The organism is Thalassospira xiamenensis M-5 = DSM 17429 (assembly GCF_000300235.2).
GTDB lineage: Bacteria > Pseudomonadota > Alphaproteobacteria > Rhodospirillales > Thalassospiraceae > Thalassospira > Thalassospira xiamenensis.
In genome coordinates, this window is sequence record NZ_CP004388.1 from 1,721,527 (window position 1) to 1,740,488 (window position 18,962).

Here is an 18,962-nt window from a genome sequence, read left to right on the forward strand (position 1 = left end):
GCTTTTTCAGGGAGGATGATTGATGAGCAGTGAAAGTGACGCACATGTTATTGCACGGTTGACGGGCCAGATGCTGCCGTCCCTTGCGTTGGCGGCAACCGATGGCCAGGCGGTTGATCTTGCGATCCTGACCGGGCGCAGCGTTGTCTATGCGTATCCGCGCACAGCCGAACCTGACAAGGCATCCCCCGATGGGTGGGATGAAATCCCCGGTGCAAAGGGCTGCACGCCGCAATCCTGTTCCTTCCGCGATCACGCCAAGGAGCTGTCGGCTGTGGGTGTGGATCACCTATTCGGGCTTTCCAGCCAGACCACGGAATATCAGAAGGAAGCTGCCGAACGGCTGCATCTGCCATTTGCGCTTTTGTCCGATGCCGATCACCGGTTCAAGGAATCCATGGCGATGCCGGACTTCATCATTGATGACATGCGGCTGTTCAAACGCCTGACCATGATCATTGATGATGGCAGGATTGCCAAGGTTTTCTATCCGGTTGATGCCCCGGCCGAGGATGCCGAAAATGTCTTGCGCTGGTGCCGTGATAATCCGAAGGGCTGATGGATTAAAATATCCGGTTTAAGCGCGCCCCGGATTAGGCTATTTCAATGAGCATGACAGACCATGCGCAAGAAAAGACATTTTTGGGAATAGAGCGATCCGTTACCGGTAAATGGTGGCGGGAACGCAATCTGGATGATCGGCTGGCAACCACCATTGCCCAGCGTTTTGGCGTTCCCGAAGTTGTCGGGCGGGTGATGGCGGCCCGCGATATCGGGCTGGATGATGCCGAAAGTTTCCTGAACCCGACCTTGCGCGACCTGATGCCCGATCCATCGACCTTGAAGGATATGGACAAGGCAGCCGCCCGTATTGCCGATGCGGTGATCAAGGGCGAGAATATCGCGGTTTTTGGCGATTATGACGTTGATGGCGCGACCAGTACCGCGCTGTTAAAGCGCCTTTTTGCGGCCCTTGGGCGCGATGTGGTCGTGCATATCCCGGACCGCCAGAAAGAAGGATATGGTCCCAATAGTCCGGCCTTGCTGGATTTGCAACGTCGTGGTGCCAATCTGATCCTGACGGTCGATTGCGGGGTGACGGCCTATGCGCCGCTGACCGATGCCAAGGAAGCCGGGATCGAGATCATCGTTGTTGATCACCACGCGGCCGAGCCAGAATTGCCACCCGCCGTTGCGGTGGTCAACCCGAACCGTCTTGATGATGAAAGCGGCCTTGGGCATTTGTGCGCCGCGGGTGTTGCCTTTTTGCTGGCTGTTGCGATCCTGCGCGAATTGCGTTCGCGTGGCTGGCTGGAACAGGCAGGCATTCGTGCGCCCGATTTGCGCAACTGGCTTGACCTTGTGGCACTTGGCACGGTTTGCGATGTGGTGCCACTGCGCGGGCTTAATCGGGCATTCGTGACGCAAGGCATCAAGATCATGCGCCATCGCCACAATGTCGGCATGGCGGCGCTGGCCGATATTGCCGGGGTAAATGAAACGCCCAGTGCCTATCATCTTGGATTCATGCTGGGGCCGCGGGTGAATGCCGGTGGGCGGGTAGGGGAGTCGTTCCTTGGGACGACGTTGCTTTCGGGCGATGATCCCGCCCAGGCGCTGGATATCGCGCGCAAGCTTGATGAATATAACCGTGAACGCAAGGCGATCGAGGATATTGTGCTTGATCAGGCGATCAGCGCGGTTGAAAGTCAATCAAAGGTTGGTGCAATGGTGCTGGTCGGCGGCGAAGACTGGCACCCTGGTGTGATCGGTATTGTCGCCAGCCGTTTGAAGGATCGTTACCACGTGCCGGCCCTTGTGATGGGCATGGTTGATGGCGTTTACAAAGGATCAGCGCGTTCGGTGCGCGGGATTGACCTTGGGGCCGCGATCATTGCTGCACGGCAGGCGGGGCTTTTGATCAATGGCGGCGGGCATGGGATGGCGGCTGGTTTCACCCTTGATCCGGAAAAACGCCCGGCATTCGAAGAATTTCTTGAAACCCGGTTTGCCAAAATCATCGCTGAAAATGATATTCGCCCGACCATGACGGTTGATGGTGGCCTGCATGCGATGGGGGCGACGCTTGATCTGATCGAGGCCCTCGAAAAGCTTGGCCCGTTTGGTGCCGGCAATGCCGAGCCGCGCTTTGTTTTCCCGGAATGCCGGGTAGTCAAGGCTGACGTAGTGGGCGCTGATCACGTGCGTTGCATATTATCGGGCAGCAATGGCAAGGGGCGCCTTAAGGCCATTGCATTTCGCTGCCTTGACAATGACATGGGCCAGACTCTGCTGAAGCATGGCGGGCGGCCCTTGCATATCCTTGGCCATTTGCGGCGCGACAGCTGGCAGGGGCGTGATGGTGTGCAATTGATGATTGACGACATTGCCCTACCGGTTCTCGGCTAAGGTACATTTTCAGGTCCTTGTACCGGGCCGTTAAAGCGGCCCGGTAACGCGCGGAATTAAATGCGGAAACTGCCTAGGCGTTCTTTCAGCTTTTGTCCGCGCGGCGTTCTTGCTGCCGATCAAGAATAATGGTGATCGCCTGCGACAATATGGTGGCCATCTCGCTGCTATCTCGATTATTTTCGAGGTTCTCGACGATCTGGTCATAGGCACCAATAATGTCATTGGCAATTTGAGGGCTGTTCGTGATGCCTTCGGCTGCGAGAAATCCGCTTATGATGGCGATAAGGATCTCGCGTTCTGCTGGCCCGGTACAATATGGATTTGGTGCCCGGGTTGTTTCAGGCTCGTTCACTGTATTCGGTTTCTTCGCGGTTCCCCTTGGGGGCTCACCTGTTGCGATCCACTGCAAAGAGATACCCTTTGAGATGGCAAGGCGGGCAACGCCGACAAAGCGAGGTTCCGATTGTGCCTGACACCATCTGTTCAATTGTTCAGGGATGATACCGGCGATCCGGGCTGCATCTTTTTTTCGATCAAACATATCGACGACATGGCGAATGCGATCCCCAAGCGCGCTATCAAGTACGGGCAAAGGGGCGTCTGTATCCCGCCTATCCATGATGCACGCAGTATATTGCCGGCTGTGAAACGTCATTACCCGGTTTCCGCAAAATGCTGGAGTAACGAAATTTTTTAGTTGAATGTCGAATTTTTTCGTTGTAAATCTTGCTCATGTTCAACTTTAACTGGCTTTTTTAACCAAAGGGCTTGGTTTTGTTGTTCGGGCTTGGGGATCGGCGAAGAGTGGGCGCCGAAAGAATCGAAAACAGCATACTACATCAACATGTTCTAAAATTAGACTGCTACCCTTTCGGACGGAATCCATCTTGCACGTGGCATGTTAGCGTCACGTGAAGGCGCATTCTTGTTCAAATGGATGGTTCCCTTTGAATCTAGATATGTACGACGTTACTGGCAATCAACATGTCGGGCTACCATGTTGAATAAACAGGTTATGTGACAGTTCGTTCTTTCGGTCCTGCAAGTTTCTTTTTTGCGGCTTTTTGCATTTCATAGCTGACAGGGAAACATATGCGACGGACGGGTATATTCTTTCATCCAAAGGAGCGGCGAGGCATTACGATTTTGCGGCGCATTGTCGTAATTGTTGCCTTTGCTGCCGTCATCCTGTGGTCGCACGGTATGGTCGCAGCTGCCCAGACGGGGGATATGCTTGCCGCGGCCCGGTCGATAAAGATTTATACCGAGGATTTTGCACCCTTTAATTACATGTCGGATACGGGGTTGACCGGTGCCGGGACGGATGTGGTCCGTGAAATGGCCGCGCGTCTGGGGCATGACGGAAAATTTGAGGTGCTTCCGTGGAAACGGGCCCTGCAAATTGTCGACAATGAACCCGGCACGGCTGTTTTTTCAATGGTGCGAACGTCTGAGCGCGAAGATGAGTATAAATGGGTTGGGCCAATCATTGTGACGCGTGGCTGGCTTTATAAAATGACCGACAGCAACCTTGAAATCCGCGATTTGAGTGACGCACGCAAAGTTGCCGCCATCGGGGTGCAGGCAGGCGGTGCGGCGGAACGAATGTTGCGCGAACAGGGCTTTAAAAACCTTGCGGCACTTTATACACCTGGGAATGCGTTACAGCTTCTGGCCAGTGACCGGATAGACCTATGGGAAGCATCCGATCTGGTTCTGGAGCATCAGTGTCGCAAGTTCGGAATTGACCGGTCCGAAGTTGAACCGGTTATCGGCTTGGGAATTTACGAGCTTTATCTGGCATTTTCACTGCAAACGCCGGACTTCATCGTGGATCAATGGCAGATGGTTCTTAACGATCTGCGCAGTGACGGGACATTTGTCGAAATCGGCCGAAAATACGGTGTTTCGATGCTGCATGAGGGGGCCGAAGTTCCGTCAGGTGAAGAATTCAATCTGATGACGCGTTGATCGCGACAGAGGGTGATCTGAACCCGCCTGTGTCATTGCGCCAAACGTATCACGGCAATACATCAGGATATATCTTACGGGGGCTTGCGGGTATCCCGTGATCGGATTATGCCATTTGGCATCATGAATGATCATACAAAAACACCAAAGCAGGCCGTGCACGGGGTAGGGACATTTTTATGGATCCTGGCACCGGTCGTGCTGGCCTTTTCGCTCAGCCAGTTTTTCCGTTCTGCACAGGCCTTGCTGGCCGAATCCCTTCGGGCGGAGCTTTCGACCTCTCCCGAGGAACTTGGCCTGATATCGGGCAGTTTTCATTTTGCCTTTGCCTTGATGCAAATTCCCGTCGGTGTGATGCTGGACCGTTACGGGCCGCGTTTGACCAATGGTGTGATGATGATCATCACGGTGGCCGGTGTTCTGATCTTTGCCAATGCGCATAGTGTGGCGGGATTGATGATCGGGCAGGCGGTGATCGGCCTTGGCTGTTCAGCGGCCTTCATGGCGGCATTGGTGCTGGCATCGCGTTGGGTGGCACCGGAAAAGTTTGCCGCGACTTCTGGCCTGATTGTGGCGTTCAGTTTGCTGGGCGTTCTGGCATCGGCAACGCCATTGGCCGCCCTGATCGAACTGCGCGGCTGGCGCGACGTTTATTACGGGCTTGCCGTGCTCAGCGCGCTTTCGGTTGTTCTGACATTCACCATGGTGCGCGACGCACCGCCAAAGCACAGCTTCCATTCCCGAAAGGGCGAAACCGTGGGTGAGGCATTGCGCGGCATGATCTCTGTCTGGAAAAACCGGCAGGTCTGGTTTCTGGTTGGTGTTGCCTTCTTCAGCTATCCGGCGATCCTGACCGTACGTGGGCTTTGGGGCGGGCCGTACCTACAGGACGTCTTCCATCTCGGGGCGGTGGATGTTGGTAACGTTCTTTTGGTGATGACAATCGGCATGATCATCGGACCGCCCGCCTATGGGCAACTTTCGCGCCTGATGGGCGGTGCGGCACATCCCCTGATCGTCTTTGCCGTTCTGATTGCGGCTGTGCTGTGCCTGTTGCAGGCGCTGCTGGGGACGACAGCTCTTTGGCTCGCCGCGGTCCTGATGGTCGCACACGGGCTTCTGGGCAGCTGTGCAACGCTTAACTATGCCGCATCGCGGGCCGCGGTGCCCGAACATCTGATTGGCCGTGCCCTGACCACGGTCAATCTGGCGACCTTTGGCGGGCTGTTTGTCCTTCAGGGGATTGCAGGTGTGATCATTGGTCGGTTTGAGCCGGGCGCAACGGAGGGCTATCGCGTGATGTTTGCCTTCCTTGGTGTCTGCCTTGCGATTGCGGGAACGGCCTTCTGGATGGGAACCCGAAAACGGTCGAATTGATTTCAAGCGGTTTTGTGCGGGTGCCTTTGCGGTTGTCGTTGCGGACATGCGTTCGCATATGTGTTGGACAAGGATATTGCAGGATCGGACTATGATCCTTGCGGTTAAACAGGATGCTTGGATTTCCCGGCTTTTGGCGTGTTATCGCCCTATTTGCGGTGGGGGATTAAAAAAAACGTCACAGCGGCGAAAAACGCGCTTGACCTTGCCCGACCCAATCGCTAAAAACCGGCCTCGTTAACGCGCTGCGTCCCCTTCGTCTAGAGGCCTAGGACACTGCCCTTTCACGGCGGCAACAGGGGTTCGAATCCCCTAGGGGACGCCACTCGTTAACACGGACTGCATTTTGGTGACTGTGTCCCCTTCGTCTAGAGGCCTAGGACACTGCCCTTTCACGGCGGCAACAGGGGTTCGAATCCCCTAGGGGACGCCACCAAAGCAGACCATACATAAGATCGCACCGCGATTTGCGTCCCCTTCGTCTAGAGGCCTAGGACACTGCCCTTTCACGGCGGCAACAGGGGTTCGAATCCCCTAGGGGACGCCACTTTCTCTTAAAAAGATTGTTCAATCTGTGATGCTCGTTCGGTTCGCGACGGGCATTTTTCGTTTCAAGCCGTTCAGGCAATGGAAACGCTAAAATCCGAAACGATGCTGGCGCGATGTTTTCTTGTGCTGGCGATACCGCCGCGTCAGGCTTTCGCGTAATTGCTCCGCCGTCGGGCGTGGGATTTGCGGGATCAGGCGGGCCGGGGGCAGGGTGCTTTCGCCATTATCCTCGATCAATTCGACGGGGGCTGTTTCCTCGGCTTCGCCAAACAGGTCGGCAGGGTCGGCTGTTTCGGCCGGGAAAAGATCGGCAACGCCGACACCCAGCAGGCGATAACGCGTGCCATCGACTTCCTTTTTCAGAAGTGTCAGGGCTGTTTCAAGGATCAGATCTTCGCGCAATGTCGGGTAGGTCAGGCGCATATTGCGCGTGCGGGTTTTGAAATCGGCTGATTTCAGTTTCAGAACAACGGTATGGCCCGCGATTTCCTTGCGTGCGAGGTCACTGGCGACGCGCGCCGTCAGGCGTTTGGCGATATCGACCAGTTCATCTAGGTCGGAAATGTCTTCGTTAAAGGTTGTTTCCGATGACAGGCTTTTGCGTTCGCTGCTTTGTTCGACCCGGCGATTGTCCTGCCCGCGCGAAAAATAGAAGAACCGTTTGCCAATGCTGCCGTAACGGCCCTGCAAGGCATGTATATCAAGCTGTTGCATCTGTCCGATGGTGGTGATGCCATCGTCGCGCAGCTTGCGCTCCATCGCCGGTCCAACGCCCCACATCATGCGTACCGGCTTATCCGCAAGGAACGATACGGCTTCTGCGGAGCCAATCATTGAAAAGCCGAACGGTTTATTGAGGTCGGATGCGATCTTGGCCAGAAATTTGTTGTAGGAAAGCCCGATGGAAACCGTGATGCCGACTTCGCGCCTGATTTCCGCCTGAAGATCAATCAGGCATTCGGCGGCTGTTTTACAATGCGTTCCTTGCGCATTGGTCAGGTCAAGAAACGCCTCGTCAATTGAAAGCGGTTCAATGTCCGGGGTTATGGCGCGCATCATGTCACGTACTCGGTATCCTTCGCGCTGATACTTTGCCATGTCGGGTTTCAGGAAAACACCGTCGGGGCAAAGTTCGCGCGCCTTGAAGGCTGGCATGGCGGATCGCACGCCGAATTTGCGCGCGACATAACAGCAGGTGGAAACCACCCCGCGATGCCCGCCGCCAATGATGACAGGCTGATCCATCAGTTCCGGTCGGTCACGCTTTTCAATCGAGGCATAAAACGCATCGCAATCCAGGTGCCCGATGAAAAGTTCGGGCAGTTCGGCATGCGCGATCCCGCGTTTTCCGCCACAGACCGGGCAGGGGGCATAGGCCCCTTCGCCGCTTTTGGGGAGCGGCCGGTCTGCATGGAAACGCCATTTGTGATGGCAATCGGGACAAAGCGCATAGATCATGCTTATTTGTACCGCTTTTGTTCCGTTTATGCCAAGCAAAGAAACGCGGCAAATCCCCGTCAGGTGACAGGATTTGTCAGGAGCAATAATCGGATTGGGGCGAGGTTAGCGTTTCTGTGCTGCGGCCGCACGTTTCGCACGGCGTTGACGGGCAATCATGTTGTCGATATAGCGCCCCTGGAACAGGGTAATGCCCAGCGACTGACCGAATTTGATCGCGGTCGGGCTGTCGCAACGGCACAGGATCACACGTTCCCGGCCAGAGTCTTTCACAAGATTGTCCATTTCGGAATATTTTTTGCGAATGACGTTGTCTGTCATTTCCTCGCGCCAGGCGACCTTGATGAAATCAGCCTTAAGGCTTTTGCGATCCACAAACGAAAGGGCTTCGACAGTCAGATTGTCGATCAAAACGCGATAGCCGCGTTCATGGAATTCGTCACGCAGCCGCAGATAGGTTTCGAGGTTTGAGAACAGATCGACCTGATTGAGCTCGATGATCACATTGCCCGGCCATTTTTTACGAACAACTTCATCGAACCGCTCGAAATCCTTGGATGTCAGCGTTTCCAGATTGAGGTTGATCGAGAATGAGCTGGCATGTGTCTTGAACGTCCGCTTGCACAGATAGTTCAGCATGCGTTTATCAAGCACTTCGGTCATATGCTGAAACAGCCAGCGGTTTGACGCAAGGTCAATGTTGGGCATGATCGCGTTGCGCAAGTCCGAGATCGAGACAAAGAATTCGTCAAAAACCGGATGCAGTTCCTTGGAGCCCGCGCGGGCAAACACGCAAACAGGTTGCTGGCGGATATGTTCGGAAAGATCAGCCGAATGAATGGTGTCTTCCAACTGGGCCAGATTTTCCGCATTGATCGGGCTCAGAACATTGGTTGGCTTCTGGGCCGGGCGCATATTGCTGCTTTGCTGCAGCTTTTTGGCGCGTTCATCAAGATGCTGGCACAGCAGCAGGAATTCCTGGAATTCCGTATTCAGATTGTACCATGTGCAGAATCCGGTTTCCTCGCTTTCGTCCTGCGAAAGCGGATCATCGCGGAACAGGTAGCGCAGCGTGTCAACTGCCGGTTCCACGTCGGCGATCGATTTGTCTTTCCAGATGAACAGAAGGTCATCGTTACTTAGGACAAAGATACGGCCGACATAAAGCTTTACGTAGCTTTCAAAGGTATTGGTCGCGACCCGGATATGATAATCGCGTCGGTGAAATGGCTTGAGCCGGGACAAATGGATATGAACAGCGCGGTGCCCGAATTTGCGGGTTTCCAGACGCTGGACATAATCAAGCATCAGGTATTCCTGAAGGGCCTGTTGGCCATATTGTTTGGGCTCAATCAATCTACTTCCCCGAAAGAGACAGGATTAATTCCTGATATTTTGAATTCATACAATGGTATGGGACGATCTATCAAACCATATTGTCCCTGAATGCCGCGTTAACAGGTGCGACAGTTATATAGTTTACTTTTACGAATTATATTTTGGACATGTCCTATTGCATAGTTTCTGACATTGGAAAATGCTTTTAACGAATTGTTCGCAGCCATCGGGCAGACTGGATCACCATCAGGGAAATGATGGGGCGGTGCGCGTTGGACTTGACGACAGCCTGCGAAACATGCTCCCTGAATTGTCTTTTAATAATAGGGGGTTGACACCATGAAGGTATCCGCAATGCGGACCGGGAACTGGCTGAAGATCGGCGGCAGAAGCCTTGCCGTTGTCGGCATGGTTTCATGGGTGTCTGGCTGTGCGCCACTGCTTGATCAGGATTTCTGGGACGAGGCGACTTCATTTACCGATGAAAATTATACCGCCAATGGTTTGCAGCAGCTTGCAACCGGCGATTATGCCTCTGCGGAAAAATTCTTTGACGAAGCATTGCGCAAAAATCCTCAGGACGGGCACGCGCTTTTGTGGCGGTCGGTGATGTATCAAAACACCAACCGTGCCGATCGTGCGCGGGATGGATACGATACCCTGATCGCCATGAACCCGCCCGGAACGGTTTTGATGACAACGGCCAACGGCACGCAACCGCGCCCGTTGCGCGATGCGGCTGAATTCAACCTGATGCGTTTGCAGCGCGGTCTTCCGGGATCGCTTAGCATCAATGACCAGATTGCGACGGCTCCGGCCGGGTTGGGGACGGCAAATCAATCCGTCATGGCACCGTCGAATGCCATGGTCGCACCCCCGATGGTCGCCAGCAGTCAACCGCGTGCGCGAAGTGCCGATATGCCTGCCGGTGCTGCATTGAGCACGGGGGATGAAGCCATCGCAAAGCGGTTTGCCATTCTGCGTGATTTACAGGCCGCTGGCCTTGTCACGCCGGAGGAATTTTCAGCGCGCCGGTCTGCCAATCTGGGGGCATTGCTGCCCATGAGCCAGTCAGCACCGGCGGCATTTCTTGATAATCCGCCACCGGACAGCACGCAAATCGAGCAGCGCCTGAACCAGTTGAACCGTGCCCTTCAGATCGGGGCGATCACGGTGCAGGAACATGTCAATGAACGTACCGCTATTCTGGATGCGCTTTTACCGGCCCAACCGCGCCAGCGCGCAACCCCGCCGCCGGCACCACAAGGCTTGATGGATGCCGCACGCCAGATTGCGCGTATCGAAGATTTTTCGCAGATGAAACTGGTGACGCCCGACGAATTCAAACGAGAGCGTGATGCAATCGAAGCCGCCATTGTCGAACCGGCAAAGGCCAATGTAACGACCTTAAGCGCGGGCGAGCCTGTTCGTCGTGTCGCCACCGGCGAAAGCCGTGCGGTTCAGTCGGGCGGCGAAATGGCAGCGGCCCCGACCATGGGGACGGCAAATCCGGTTGCTGCAACAGCCGGGGGCAAAAGCCTTCATCTGGCATCTTATCGCAATCAGGCACAGGCCGAACGCGGTTGGCAAATCCTGACGCAACGTTATGCCGAGCTTGCGCCACTTCAGCACGGTGTCACGCAGGCAAACATTCCTGGCAAGGGGACCTATTTCCGTTTGATGGCGACCGGGCTTAGTGACAGTTCCGCCAGTTCAATCTGTGCTGAGCTTAAACGTCGCGGTCAGTTCTGCGAGGTCAAGTAACAGCGCTTTGCGCGCAACCTGACTGAAATCAGGCAGGTTTGCCGACGATCCGGATGTCCGACATGATCCTGATTTTCAGCGATTTTGGCGTAATCGGCCCTTATAGTGGGGCGATGCGTGCGGTTGTTCATCGTAATGCCCCCGACATTACGGTTTGCGATCTGATGTTCGATGCGCCGGATCGCAATCCACGTGCATCAGCCTATCTTCTGGCCGCATTGTCGCGCGAATTTCAACCGGGCGATGTCGTGCTTTGCGTCGTTGACCCGGGTGTCGGCAGCCAGCGTCGCGGCATTGTTGTTGAATGCGACGGCGTTTTTTACGTCGGTCCCGACAACGGATTGTTCGAAATACTGATCCGGCGGTCGAAAACATGCCGGGTGAGAGTGATCAACTGGCATCCCGAAAATGCATCGGCAAGCTTTCACGGGCGAGATATTTTCGCCCCGGTGGCCTGCATGATTGCCAAGGGTGAACCTGTGGCACTTGGCGATATCGATGTCGGGTTGCGTTATGTCCCGCCCCAGAGCTGGCCGGATGAGCTTTCAGAAATCATTTATATCGACAGCTATGGCAATCTGATGACCGGTCTTCTTGCCGCACCGGGGTGGCAGAACCGCAATCTGAAGCTTTTGATCAACGGACAGTCTCTTTCGCCTGCCCGGACATTCTCCGATGTCGCGCTGGGGCAGGGCTTTCATTACCGAAATTCAATCGGACTTTGTGAGGTTGCCGTAAACTGTGGACGTGCCGATCAGGCGTTCGGGGCAGAGATCGGTACAGCGGTGTTTATCAAGCCGCAGAATTAGAACGCGGGTAATTTTCTTTTGCGAAATGAGTGTTATATTTCAACGGGATTGATGCATTCGTCTGTCGCGGACGACAGCCACAGACATATGTGAAGGGCAGCGAATGGCAATTGATGTAAAGTTCTGGGGAGTTCGTGGGAGCATTGCCTGTCCTTCCCCCGACCATGTTGTTTATGGCGGCAATACCAGTTGTATCGAAATGCGGATCGGTGATCATACCCTGATCTTTGACGCCGGAACCGGTATTCGCAATCTTGGCAAGGATCTGATCCGGCGCAAGGTAACCGAAGCCAGCATTTATCTGACGCATACCCACTGGGACCATATCAACGGGTTCCCGTTTTTTGTCCCGGCCTATAATCCTGCTGCACGTTTTCACGTGCTGGCCGGACATTTGAAAGAGCAGGGCGGGGTCGAGCGCGTGTTTTCGGCCCAGATGGCCGATCCAACCTTTCCGGTACCGCTTTCGGCCATGCAGTCAAAACTGACATTCGAAGATTTCACGGTCGGGACGGTTTTATACCCGGCCGATGGGATTGCCGTTAGGACCGCGCCGTTGCGTCATCCCAACGGGGCGACGGCGTATCGCGTGGAGCATGACGGCAAGTCTGTCTGTTATGTCACCGATACCGAACATATGCCGGGCCAACCTGACAAGGTGGTTCTTGATTTCATCCGGAATGCTGATCTCGTGATTTATGACAGCACTTACACCGACGATGAATTCCCGGCCAAACTTGGCTGGGGGCATTCGACCTGGCAGGAGGGAGTTCGGTTGTGTCAGGCGGCAAACGTCAAACGGCTTGCCCTGTTTCATCATGATCCCGATCACAATGATGCGGTAATGGCCGGGATCGAACAGCAGGCACGCAGCCAATGGTCAAATGTCTTTGCCGCGCGCGATGAAATGGTCGTCGCTATCGAATAGGTACCCGGCAGAACGCGCACCACCAACATCAGAATACGCGCGAATATTTTGGGAAAATGCGAATTTCGATACGGCGGTTGGCTTCGCGGTTTTCCTCGATCGGGTTGCCATCATCGCCGCGGTTGGGCAATTTCGGCTTGGTATCGCCATAGGAAATTGCCCGCATGCGGTCACTTTCCGGATCAACCCCGACCGCGGTTAAAAAGCGCACAACGGCAATGGATCGCCCGGCCGCCAGTTCCCAGTTCGACGGGAAACGTGGTGTGTTGATCGGGCTGTCGTCAGTATGCCCGGTCACTTCGACCTGAAAGCCAAGATAACGGGGTTCTTTTAACAGGTCCCCAACATCTTTAAGGAACAGGACCGCATCCTGCGTCAAATTGGCTGATCCGGGATGGAAAAATGCGCCGCCGCCAAGTTCCATCAGAATACCTTCGTCGTCGGTCGAAACATTGACGGCATTATCCATTGATGTGTTGAACACAACATCCTTCAGATCGGTTTCGAGAACCTGCGTCGGGCGGACGATCTCGCGTTTGCCAATCTGTTCGGCAATACCTGATTGTACTTTTTCGAAAAGCGGGATTTCGACCTTGGAAAAGCTGACCAGCATCACAAAGAACGCCATCAGAAGCGTGATCGCATCGGCATAGGTTACGATCCAGTCTTCTTCGACCAGTTCTTCCTGGCGTCGCCCCATCGGTGATTTGCGTCGGGCCATCATGGCCTCCTGTCGTCAAGCATATCGTCTGTGGCCGCTATTTTGCGGACTTGTCGATATTGAAATGGATCGCCGGATCAAGGAACGAATTCATTTTGTCCTGTATGGCGCGCGGTCCCTTGCGATCGGCTAGCATGATCAGGCCTTCAGCAATCAGGTAATTTCGAAACCGCATGATTTCCTCGCGCTGCTGGATTTTGCTGGCGGCTGGCATGAAAAAGAACCGGGCGGCGACAATCCCGTAAAGGGTCGTGATCAGCGCAATCGCAAGACCCGAACCAAGCTGTGTCGGATCATCGGCCATTTTATCAAGCATGATGACAAGACCAACCAGCGTTCCGATCATGCCAAATGCCGGCGCGGCACCCGCCATGCTTTTCAGGATGGATACAGGCACCAGATTGCGGCTGAACGCGTTTTCAATCGCGTTATGGAGCATTTCGGCGGTTTCATCACCGTTATAACCGGTGATGACGACTTCCATCGCCCAGCCCAGAAATGGCTCGTCCTTGCCGACGCGCTGTGCTTCCTGCTCCAGCGCGTTGATGCCTTTTTTCTGAAGCAGATAGCCCCATTTGACAACACGCCCGACTTCGCCAGTCAATTGGCCCCGGCCCATCTGCGGTGCCCGAAAGATTTTGAAAATCAGCTTGAGCGCAAGCAGAACATAGCGTGCTTCATAGGCAATAAAAGTCGCTGCCAAGGTCCCGCCGATCACCATCAACGCACTCGACAGACTGATAAACACAAAATAGTTGTCGGTCGAAATGAAGATGGAGCCGACAAAAAGCCCCAAACCGACCAGAATCCCCAAGATCGTCGTAAAAGACATTGTCTTTTATTTTCTCCAAGCGTGAGCCGCTCGAATACCCCCAACCCGATTAGAATTTTAAAGGTTTAACACCTTTTTTTCAGAATAGACAAATTGGCGGTTATCGTCAGGTTAATTTTGATGCCAAGATTTTGCCGGGGAATTGCTGTACACCAAAAAACAAGCCCCGCACCACCAGAAATGGTGCGGGGCACAAAATGCAGTTCCGGAAAATTTCAGGATCAAGCCGACCGGATACTGATCAGGAAACTATCGACCTCTCGGCGAAGTTCTGTCGAAAGTTGCCCCAGTTCTTCAGCCACATTCAGGACCTGGTGGGCGGCCTGGTCGGTTTCGGCCACCGTATCGCTGACGCGTTCGATATTGCTGCTGACTTCCTGCGTGCCAATAGCGGCCTGTTCGACATTCTGTGCAATTTCGCCAGTGGCATCGGCCTGTTCACGAACTGCATCGGAAATCGTGTTTGTGATGTCGGTAATCCGCGAAATAACGTTGGAAATGTCGTCCATTGACTGGACCGTTTTGCCGGTTTCTTCCTGGATGGCCAAAATCTGTTCGGAAATTTCGCTGGTTGCGCGTGCCGTCTGGTTGGCAAGGTTTTTGACCTCTGCTGCAACAACGGCAAAGCCTTTACCTGCTTCGCCTGCGCGGGCGGCCTCGATGGTTGCGTTAAGCGCCAGAAGGTTGGTTTGACCAGCAATGTCACTGATCAGTTCGACAATCTCGCCAATGCGACCGGCGGCTTCTGAAAGTCCGGCGACGGTCTTGCTGGAAACTTCGGCTTCGCGCGATGCTTCGGCGGTGATTTCGGTTGAATGATGCGCCTGATTGCCGATCTGGGTGATCGAATGCGACAGATTTTCCGCTGCGTCGGCCACGGTGCGGACATTAACCGTGGCTTCTTCGGAGGCGGCAGCAACGGTTGTGGCACTTTTGCTTGCCAGATCGGCGGCGCCGACCAAGGCGCGGGCCGTGCTTTGCATCCGGTCGGCCGATGTGGAGACCGAACCGACAATATTGGCAATTACCCCTTCGAACCCGCCAATGTGTTTTTCAAGCATCTTCATGCGTTCTTCGCGCTTGCGCGATGCCGCTTCCTGTTCGGCTTCCATGCGTTTTTTTGCAATCGCATTGGTGCGGAACACATCGACCGATTGTGCCATGCGACCGATTTCGTCCTTGCGGTCAAGGTCATGGATGATCAGGTCGGTTTTGCCATCGGCAAGTTCGGTCATCACCGAACCCAGCTTGCTAAGCGGTTCGGTAACGATTTTCGACAGCAGCAACCGCATGCCAAAGATGGTCGCAAGTGCAATGACGATGCCGCCAATCACAATACCGATCAGGATCTGATTGGTTTTCGCCTGTTCGGGGGCAACCGAAAGACTTGATGACAGAACTGCAATCACGTCGCCCTTTTCGGCTTCCATTGCGCCATGGCAGCTAAAGCAAACCTCGCGTTCGGCACCTTTGGTCACACCAAGAACAATTGGCATCGACAGGCGATAGGTGCCTTCGTCGGTATAACGTCCAATGGTTTGACCGGTTTCAATGGCTTCCTGATCAATCGCATCGCGCGGCGTTTTCAGGTCCTTGTCGCCATATTCCTTCATATAGGCCAGCGTGGTCGGGCCCCATGCCGACCATAATTCGCCGGGATAATCCAGATTTCGGCTTTCAAACCAGTTGTTGAAAACATCAATACCGATGTCATCAGAGTCATCAGGACGGGCGGCCATCACATTTACAATCAGCGCATGAAGCGATGTCAGTTCATTCTGGCTTAGCTGATTAAGCTTGGCATCCATTGCCTTTTCTTCGGCAAACATCATCATGGCAAGTGCGATGATCACCGTGGAAGTAACGCCGAAGGCCGACGCCCACATAAAGCGTTTGCGAATGCCCATGGCATTGAAAGCCGATAACAACTTCATCACTGATCCCCGAATGGATTATGCAAATGCACGCGCACAGACCATCAATGATCCACTGATGGTCCGTATCAAACTGTCCCGAATGCAGCATCGGACCATGCGGGATGCAGGTCTTTGATTTGTCTCAAGTCGGATGGCAAAATGGCTGGATCATTCGGATAGGTAAGGGCGCGCCGGTATAGTTCGCGGGGGCGAAAACTTGTCATCTGGTAACTGGCAGGGCATAAGGCGCGTGGTTGTCGTATCAGAACAGGAAACATCATGAGCATTTCATTCTCGGACGCGCAGAAAAAGCTCGAACAGATCACAGCCGAAATGCTGGAGCTGATCCGAAAATATGGTCTGGATGCTGAAAGTCCGTTTGATGTGATCCCGGTTGCACGCGCCAAAATCGACAATCAGCAGGACTATATCCGGTTTCTGGAGCTGTCGATCGAAGGCCGTATCTACGGCGAATATGCCGATGCGCTGCAAAAGAAGTTTGATGAAGAAGCGCGTCAGGCCGAAGCCCAGAAAAAGATGCACTGAACCGGGCTGGCTATTCGCCGGTTGGCGTCTTTTTTCTGTCTGATAGCAGTTTGTTCTGATTGCATTTTTTCCGATTAAGGCGAGGTGTCACAAAATATTCCCGATCTTGTCACCGTCCTGCCGTTGAGAGGCGGCCTTTAGGGGATTATATCGCTGCTTGACGATGCGCTGGCAAAGCCGGGCGTCGTTATTCCGAAGGGGATTGTCATTCGGAACATCACGAGCAACAGGATGGCTGACATGAACAAAAGTTATGTCCAGACCTTGATGGAAGTCGAAAAAGTATTTGGTCAGATCAATGACCATGATTACCGCCTTTATCGCGCAGTATGGGGTAACCGGCAGGCCGCCGGGACCGGTTTGCCGCGTGGTACACGTGCTGAAATCAGCAAGAAACTTGCAAATGACTTTGTCACGGCAAACAACGCCGTAATGCATCGAAACACGGCGCACGCGGCCTAGCTGCGATTGCAGGCCGCAAACCCGATTTGCTGCCAATATTCGGGAACGCTTGATTTTAAACCGCCATCTGGTGTTAAAGATGGCGGTTTTGTTTTTCAGGTTAACCCCGGCCGGAGTTCTCCCATGTCGATCAAGTCGCTGATCCGTACCATTCCCGATTACCCGAAAAAGGGAATCATGTTTCGCGATATCACGACCCTGTTTGCCGATGCAGATGGTTTGCGTGATGTGATCGACAGTTTTGCTGCCGAATTTCAGGATAAACAGATCGACGTGATCGTCGGGATTGAGGCGCGCGGTTTTATCATCGGCCCGGCGGTCGCCGTAGCCCTTGGTGTCGGTTTTGTTCCGATCCGCAAACGCGGCAAACTTCCTGCTGAAACCATCGAAGTCGAATATGAACTGGAATATGGATCGGACGTGATCGAAATGCACACCGATGCGATCAAACCCGGACAGCGTGTTCTGGTGATGGATGATCTGATCGCAACCGGCGGCACGGCTCTTGCCGCGATTGATCTGATCGAAAAGGCAGGCGGCGAAGTTGCCGGTTGTGCCTTTATTATCGATCTTCCTGATATTGGCGGGGCACAAAAAATCCGTGATCGCGGTGTCAATGTCTTCCACCTGGTCGAATTTGACGGCGACTAATGCTTCAAAACAGCTCGATACCCACTGAAAATGACGATTCTTGTCTCTTTTGAGCCGTAATTGGGATATAATCTTACAGTTGAATAATACTGCAACATGTTCCGGTTCCGGCTAGAGAGAGGAAAATGGTCGCACCTGTCGTCAACAACCAGTCCATAAGCCAGGTCAGCCAGTATGGCCGACTTGCGGCTGCTGGTGCGCGCGGTGTTGCGACGGTTGACCGCAATAGCCAGATTCAGGCTCCCAGCGAACATTACACTTATGACCCCGATAATGACGGTATCCTGTTCAATGCCTATATCGACGGCAAAGGCAAACAGCAATCCGGGCAGGGAAGTGCGGGTGATCAGAAAGACCAGCGCGCCGAACAAAGCCGTCTGTCGGCAGCTCGTCGGGCAAGCGACCGCGAAGGTGCGATTTCACCCGAAAGCGATATCGATTTCGCAAGCTTTCTTGATCCGGAAATTCCATTCGATCTAAGCGCGAATAGCGGAACATCATTCTATGCGGTGGTTAATGCTGTTGTGCATGGTGCGGGTATTCGCGGCACACGGGTTGATGCTTTGATCTGATCGCCTGCCGGATTTCCTTGAAAAGTGAATACATTCCGTTCCGGTCCTTGTTGTCGTGCCCAAGCGGCATTATGATCGTGATCCGCCATGCGTTTCGTTTGCTGGATCAGATATGCAGAACAAGCCGGTCCTTAATTCCGTATTCGAAGCCGTTTTTCGCCTGATTGATCATGCATTAAACGACAACGAATATCTGCAACCGCAAAAGCTTCATCGTCTGCTGTATCTGGCGCAGGCCTATTACGGGGCCAATTATCACGGTCGCATGTTGATGCCCGCTGTTTTCATCGCAGATGATATTGGTCCGATTGAACCGAACGTCTATGCCGTCATGGAAGAAAGTCGACCGGATGTGCGGCTTAAATCGGTTGATCCCAAAACGCAGCATTTTATCGAAAGTATCTGGTCGCAGTTTGGTCATCACTCTGTCGAACATCTTAGCGAAACCGTGCGCAATCATCCGCCTTATCTTGATGCATATAAACAGGGGCCGGGGACAGTGATCCCGTTTCAGGTGATGGTGGATTTCTATGCCTCGGTCCGTAAAAGTGCCACCACGCCTGAGGCAAAAGAAGTTGTCCGCCCGCGTGTCATGCGTTCGCATAAGGGCAAACCGGTTGCGACCACCGATTGGTTGCCCCGTCGAATCAAATAAT

General features: G+C 54.0%; 18 protein-coding genes and 3 tRNA genes. 15 read left to right on the plus strand and 6 right to left on the minus strand.

Annotation, left to right across the window (positions count from 1 at the left end; genetic code table 11):
• Positions 1 to 22 precede the first annotated feature (22 nt).
• A complete protein-coding gene (locus tag TH3_RS08115) occupies positions 23 to 559 on the plus strand; it encodes a peroxiredoxin (protein ID WP_007091613.1) in 537 nt (178 codons plus the stop codon).
• A 47-nt stretch (positions 560 to 606) separates the two neighbouring features.
• Positions 607 to 2,409 carry a single-stranded-DNA-specific exonuclease RecJ gene (gene recJ / locus TH3_RS08120; RefSeq protein WP_007091612.1) on the plus strand — a complete coding sequence of 601 codons (1,803 nt, stop codon included), beginning with the start codon at positions 607 to 609 and terminating at the stop codon, positions 2,407 to 2,409.
• An 85-nt stretch (positions 2,410 to 2,494) separates the two neighbouring features.
• Here the strand turns inward: recJ and TH3_RS08125 are convergent, their stop codons facing one another.
• Positions 2,495 to 3,067: a hypothetical protein gene (locus TH3_RS08125; protein ID WP_007091611.1), complete on the minus strand. Its 573-nt coding sequence runs from the start codon at positions 3,065 to 3,067 to the stop codon at positions 2,495 to 2,497.
• A 491-nt stretch (positions 3,068 to 3,558) separates the two neighbouring features.
• On the opposite strand from TH3_RS08125, the gene TH3_RS08130 reads away from it, so the two are divergent.
• From TH3_RS08130 to TH3_RS08150, 5 genes are all read left to right on the plus strand, one after another.
• Positions 3,559 to 4,383 carry a substrate-binding periplasmic protein gene (locus TH3_RS08130; protein ID WP_007091610.1) on the plus strand — a complete coding sequence of 275 codons (825 nt, stop codon included), beginning with the start codon at positions 3,559 to 3,561 and terminating at the stop codon, positions 4,381 to 4,383.
• 123 nt (positions 4,384 to 4,506) lie between these two features.
• The gene (locus TH3_RS08135) at positions 4,507 to 5,760 is read left to right on the plus strand and encodes an MFS transporter (protein ID WP_139328168.1); all 1,254 of its coding nucleotides are present in this window, start codon (positions 4,507 to 4,509) and stop codon (positions 5,758 to 5,760) included.
• Positions 5,761 to 6,009: 249 nt separating this feature from the next.
• A tRNA-Glu gene (locus TH3_RS08140) sits at positions 6,010 to 6,085 on the plus strand.
• Between the two features lie 32 nt (positions 6,086 to 6,117).
• Positions 6,118 to 6,193 (plus strand) — tRNA-Glu (locus TH3_RS08145).
• Between the two features lie 38 nt (positions 6,194 to 6,231).
• Positions 6,232 to 6,307: transfer RNA gene (locus TH3_RS08150), tRNA-Glu, on the plus strand.
• 89 nt (positions 6,308 to 6,396) lie between these two features.
• Here the strand turns inward: TH3_RS08150 and TH3_RS08155 are convergent.
• Together TH3_RS08155 and TH3_RS08160 are read right to left on the minus strand one after the other, a co-directional pair.
• Positions 6,397 to 7,767, minus strand: a complete 1,371-nt coding sequence (locus tag TH3_RS08155; RefSeq protein WP_007091608.1) for a DNA polymerase IV — start codon at positions 7,765 to 7,767, stop codon at positions 6,397 to 6,399.
• A 105-nt stretch (positions 7,768 to 7,872) separates the two neighbouring features.
• Positions 7,873 to 9,123 (minus strand): EAL domain-containing protein, encoded by a 1,251-nt coding sequence (locus TH3_RS08160; RefSeq protein WP_007091607.1) that lies wholly within the window; start codon positions 9,121 to 9,123, stop codon positions 7,873 to 7,875.
• Between the two features lie 321 nt (positions 9,124 to 9,444).
• Here TH3_RS08160 and TH3_RS08165 point away from each other — a divergent pair, with 321 nt between their 5' ends.
• The 3 genes from TH3_RS08165 to TH3_RS08175 all read left to right on the plus strand — a co-directional run bounded on the left by TH3_RS08165 (position 9,445) and on the right by TH3_RS08175 (position 12,606).
• The gene (locus tag TH3_RS08165; RefSeq protein WP_007091606.1) at positions 9,445 to 10,869 is read left to right on the plus strand and encodes a tetratricopeptide repeat protein; all 1,425 of its coding nucleotides are present in this window, start codon (positions 9,445 to 9,447) and stop codon (positions 10,867 to 10,869) included.
• A gap of 62 nt (positions 10,870 to 10,931) precedes the next feature.
• Entirely contained in the window at positions 10,932 to 11,678 is a 747-nt protein-coding gene (locus tag TH3_RS08170) for an SAM hydrolase/SAM-dependent halogenase family protein (protein ID WP_007091605.1), read from the plus strand.
• Positions 11,679 to 11,781: 103 nt separating this feature from the next.
• Entirely contained in the window at positions 11,782 to 12,606 is an 825-nt protein-coding gene (locus TH3_RS08175; protein WP_007091604.1) for an MBL fold metallo-hydrolase, read from the plus strand.
• A 28-nt stretch (positions 12,607 to 12,634) separates the two neighbouring features.
• On the opposite strand, the gene TH3_RS08180 is transcribed toward TH3_RS08175, so the two are convergent.
• The 3 genes from TH3_RS08180 to TH3_RS08190 all read right to left on the minus strand — a co-directional run bounded on the left by TH3_RS08180 (position 12,635) and on the right by TH3_RS08190 (position 16,093).
• Positions 12,635 to 13,327: an OmpA/MotB family protein gene (locus TH3_RS08180; RefSeq protein ID WP_007091603.1), complete on the minus strand. Its 693-nt coding sequence runs from the start codon at positions 13,325 to 13,327 to the stop codon at positions 12,635 to 12,637.
• A 37-nt stretch (positions 13,328 to 13,364) separates the two neighbouring features.
• Positions 13,365 to 14,159: a motility protein A gene (locus tag TH3_RS08185; RefSeq protein WP_007091602.1), complete on the minus strand. Its 795-nt coding sequence runs from the start codon at positions 14,157 to 14,159 to the stop codon at positions 13,365 to 13,367.
• 221 nt (positions 14,160 to 14,380) lie between these two features.
• A complete protein-coding gene (locus TH3_RS08190; RefSeq protein WP_114094345.1) occupies positions 14,381 to 16,093 on the minus strand; it encodes a methyl-accepting chemotaxis protein in 1,713 nt (570 codons plus the stop codon).
• Between the two features lie 261 nt (positions 16,094 to 16,354).
• Between TH3_RS08190 and TH3_RS08195 the strand changes: the two genes are divergently transcribed.
• From TH3_RS08195 to TH3_RS08215, 5 genes are all read left to right on the plus strand, one after another.
• The gene (locus TH3_RS08195) at positions 16,355 to 16,621 is read left to right on the plus strand and encodes a hypothetical protein (RefSeq protein ID WP_007091600.1); all 267 of its coding nucleotides are present in this window, start codon (positions 16,355 to 16,357) and stop codon (positions 16,619 to 16,621) included.
• A gap of 240 nt (positions 16,622 to 16,861) precedes the next feature.
• Entirely contained in the window at positions 16,862 to 17,083 is a 222-nt protein-coding gene (locus TH3_RS08200; RefSeq protein WP_007091599.1) for a hypothetical protein, read from the plus strand.
• A gap of 123 nt (positions 17,084 to 17,206) precedes the next feature.
• A complete protein-coding gene (locus tag TH3_RS08205) occupies positions 17,207 to 17,734 on the plus strand; it encodes an adenine phosphoribosyltransferase (RefSeq protein WP_007091598.1) in 528 nt (175 codons plus the stop codon).
• 125 nt (positions 17,735 to 17,859) lie between these two features.
• On the plus strand, positions 17,860 to 18,306 hold the full coding sequence (locus tag TH3_RS08210; protein ID WP_007091597.1) for a hypothetical protein: 447 nt from the start codon (positions 17,860 to 17,862) through the stop codon (positions 18,304 to 18,306).
• A gap of 112 nt (positions 18,307 to 18,418) precedes the next feature.
• The gene (locus TH3_RS08215) at positions 18,419 to 18,961 is read left to right on the plus strand and encodes a Panacea domain-containing protein (protein ID WP_007091596.1); all 543 of its coding nucleotides are present in this window, start codon (positions 18,419 to 18,421) and stop codon (positions 18,959 to 18,961) included.
• The last annotated feature ends 1 nt before the right edge of the window (position 18,962 follow it).

What these genes read in the sequence shown, in the direction of transcription:
- TH3_RS08115 (WP_007091613.1), top strand. Translation starts at nt 23, where the DNA reads ATGAGCAGTGAAAGTGACGCACATGTTATTGCACGGTTGACGGGCCAG.
- recJ (WP_007091612.1), top strand. Translation starts at nt 607, where the DNA reads ATGAGCATGACAGACCATGCGCAAGAAAAGACATTTTTGGGAATAGAG.
- TH3_RS08125 (WP_007091611.1), bottom strand. Translation starts at nt 3,067, where the DNA reads ATGACGTTTCACAGCCGGCAATATACTGCGTGCATCATGGATAGGCGG.
- TH3_RS08135 (WP_139328168.1), top strand. Translation starts at nt 4,507, where the DNA reads ATGAATGATCATACAAAAACACCAAAGCAGGCCGTGCACGGGGTAGGG.
- TH3_RS08155 (WP_007091608.1), bottom strand. Translation starts at nt 7,767, where the DNA reads ATGATCTATGCGCTTTGTCCCGATTGCCATCACAAATGGCGTTTCCAT.
- TH3_RS08165 (WP_007091606.1), top strand. Translation starts at nt 9,445, where the DNA reads ATGAAGGTATCCGCAATGCGGACCGGGAACTGGCTGAAGATCGGCGGC.
- TH3_RS08170 (WP_007091605.1), top strand. Translation starts at nt 10,932, where the DNA reads ATGATCCTGATTTTCAGCGATTTTGGCGTAATCGGCCCTTATAGTGGG.
- TH3_RS08175 (WP_007091604.1), top strand. Translation starts at nt 11,782, where the DNA reads ATGGCAATTGATGTAAAGTTCTGGGGAGTTCGTGGGAGCATTGCCTGT.
- TH3_RS08180 (WP_007091603.1), bottom strand. Translation starts at nt 13,327, where the DNA reads ATGGCCCGACGCAAATCACCGATGGGGCGACGCCAGGAAGAACTGGTC.
- TH3_RS08185 (WP_007091602.1), bottom strand. Translation starts at nt 14,159, where the DNA reads ATGTCTTTTACGACGATCTTGGGGATTCTGGTCGGTTTGGGGCTTTTT.
- TH3_RS08190 (WP_114094345.1), bottom strand. Translation starts at nt 16,093, where the DNA reads ATGAAGTTGTTATCGGCTTTCAATGCCATGGGCATTCGCAAACGCTTT.
- TH3_RS08195 (WP_007091600.1), top strand. Translation starts at nt 16,355, where the DNA reads ATGAGCATTTCATTCTCGGACGCGCAGAAAAAGCTCGAACAGATCACA.
- TH3_RS08200 (WP_007091599.1), top strand. Translation starts at nt 16,862, where the DNA reads ATGAACAAAAGTTATGTCCAGACCTTGATGGAAGTCGAAAAAGTATTT.
- TH3_RS08205 (WP_007091598.1), top strand. Translation starts at nt 17,207, where the DNA reads ATGTCGATCAAGTCGCTGATCCGTACCATTCCCGATTACCCGAAAAAG.
- TH3_RS08210 (WP_007091597.1), top strand. Translation starts at nt 17,860, where the DNA reads ATGGTCGCACCTGTCGTCAACAACCAGTCCATAAGCCAGGTCAGCCAG.
- TH3_RS08215 (WP_007091596.1), top strand. Translation starts at nt 18,419, where the DNA reads ATGCAGAACAAGCCGGTCCTTAATTCCGTATTCGAAGCCGTTTTTCGC.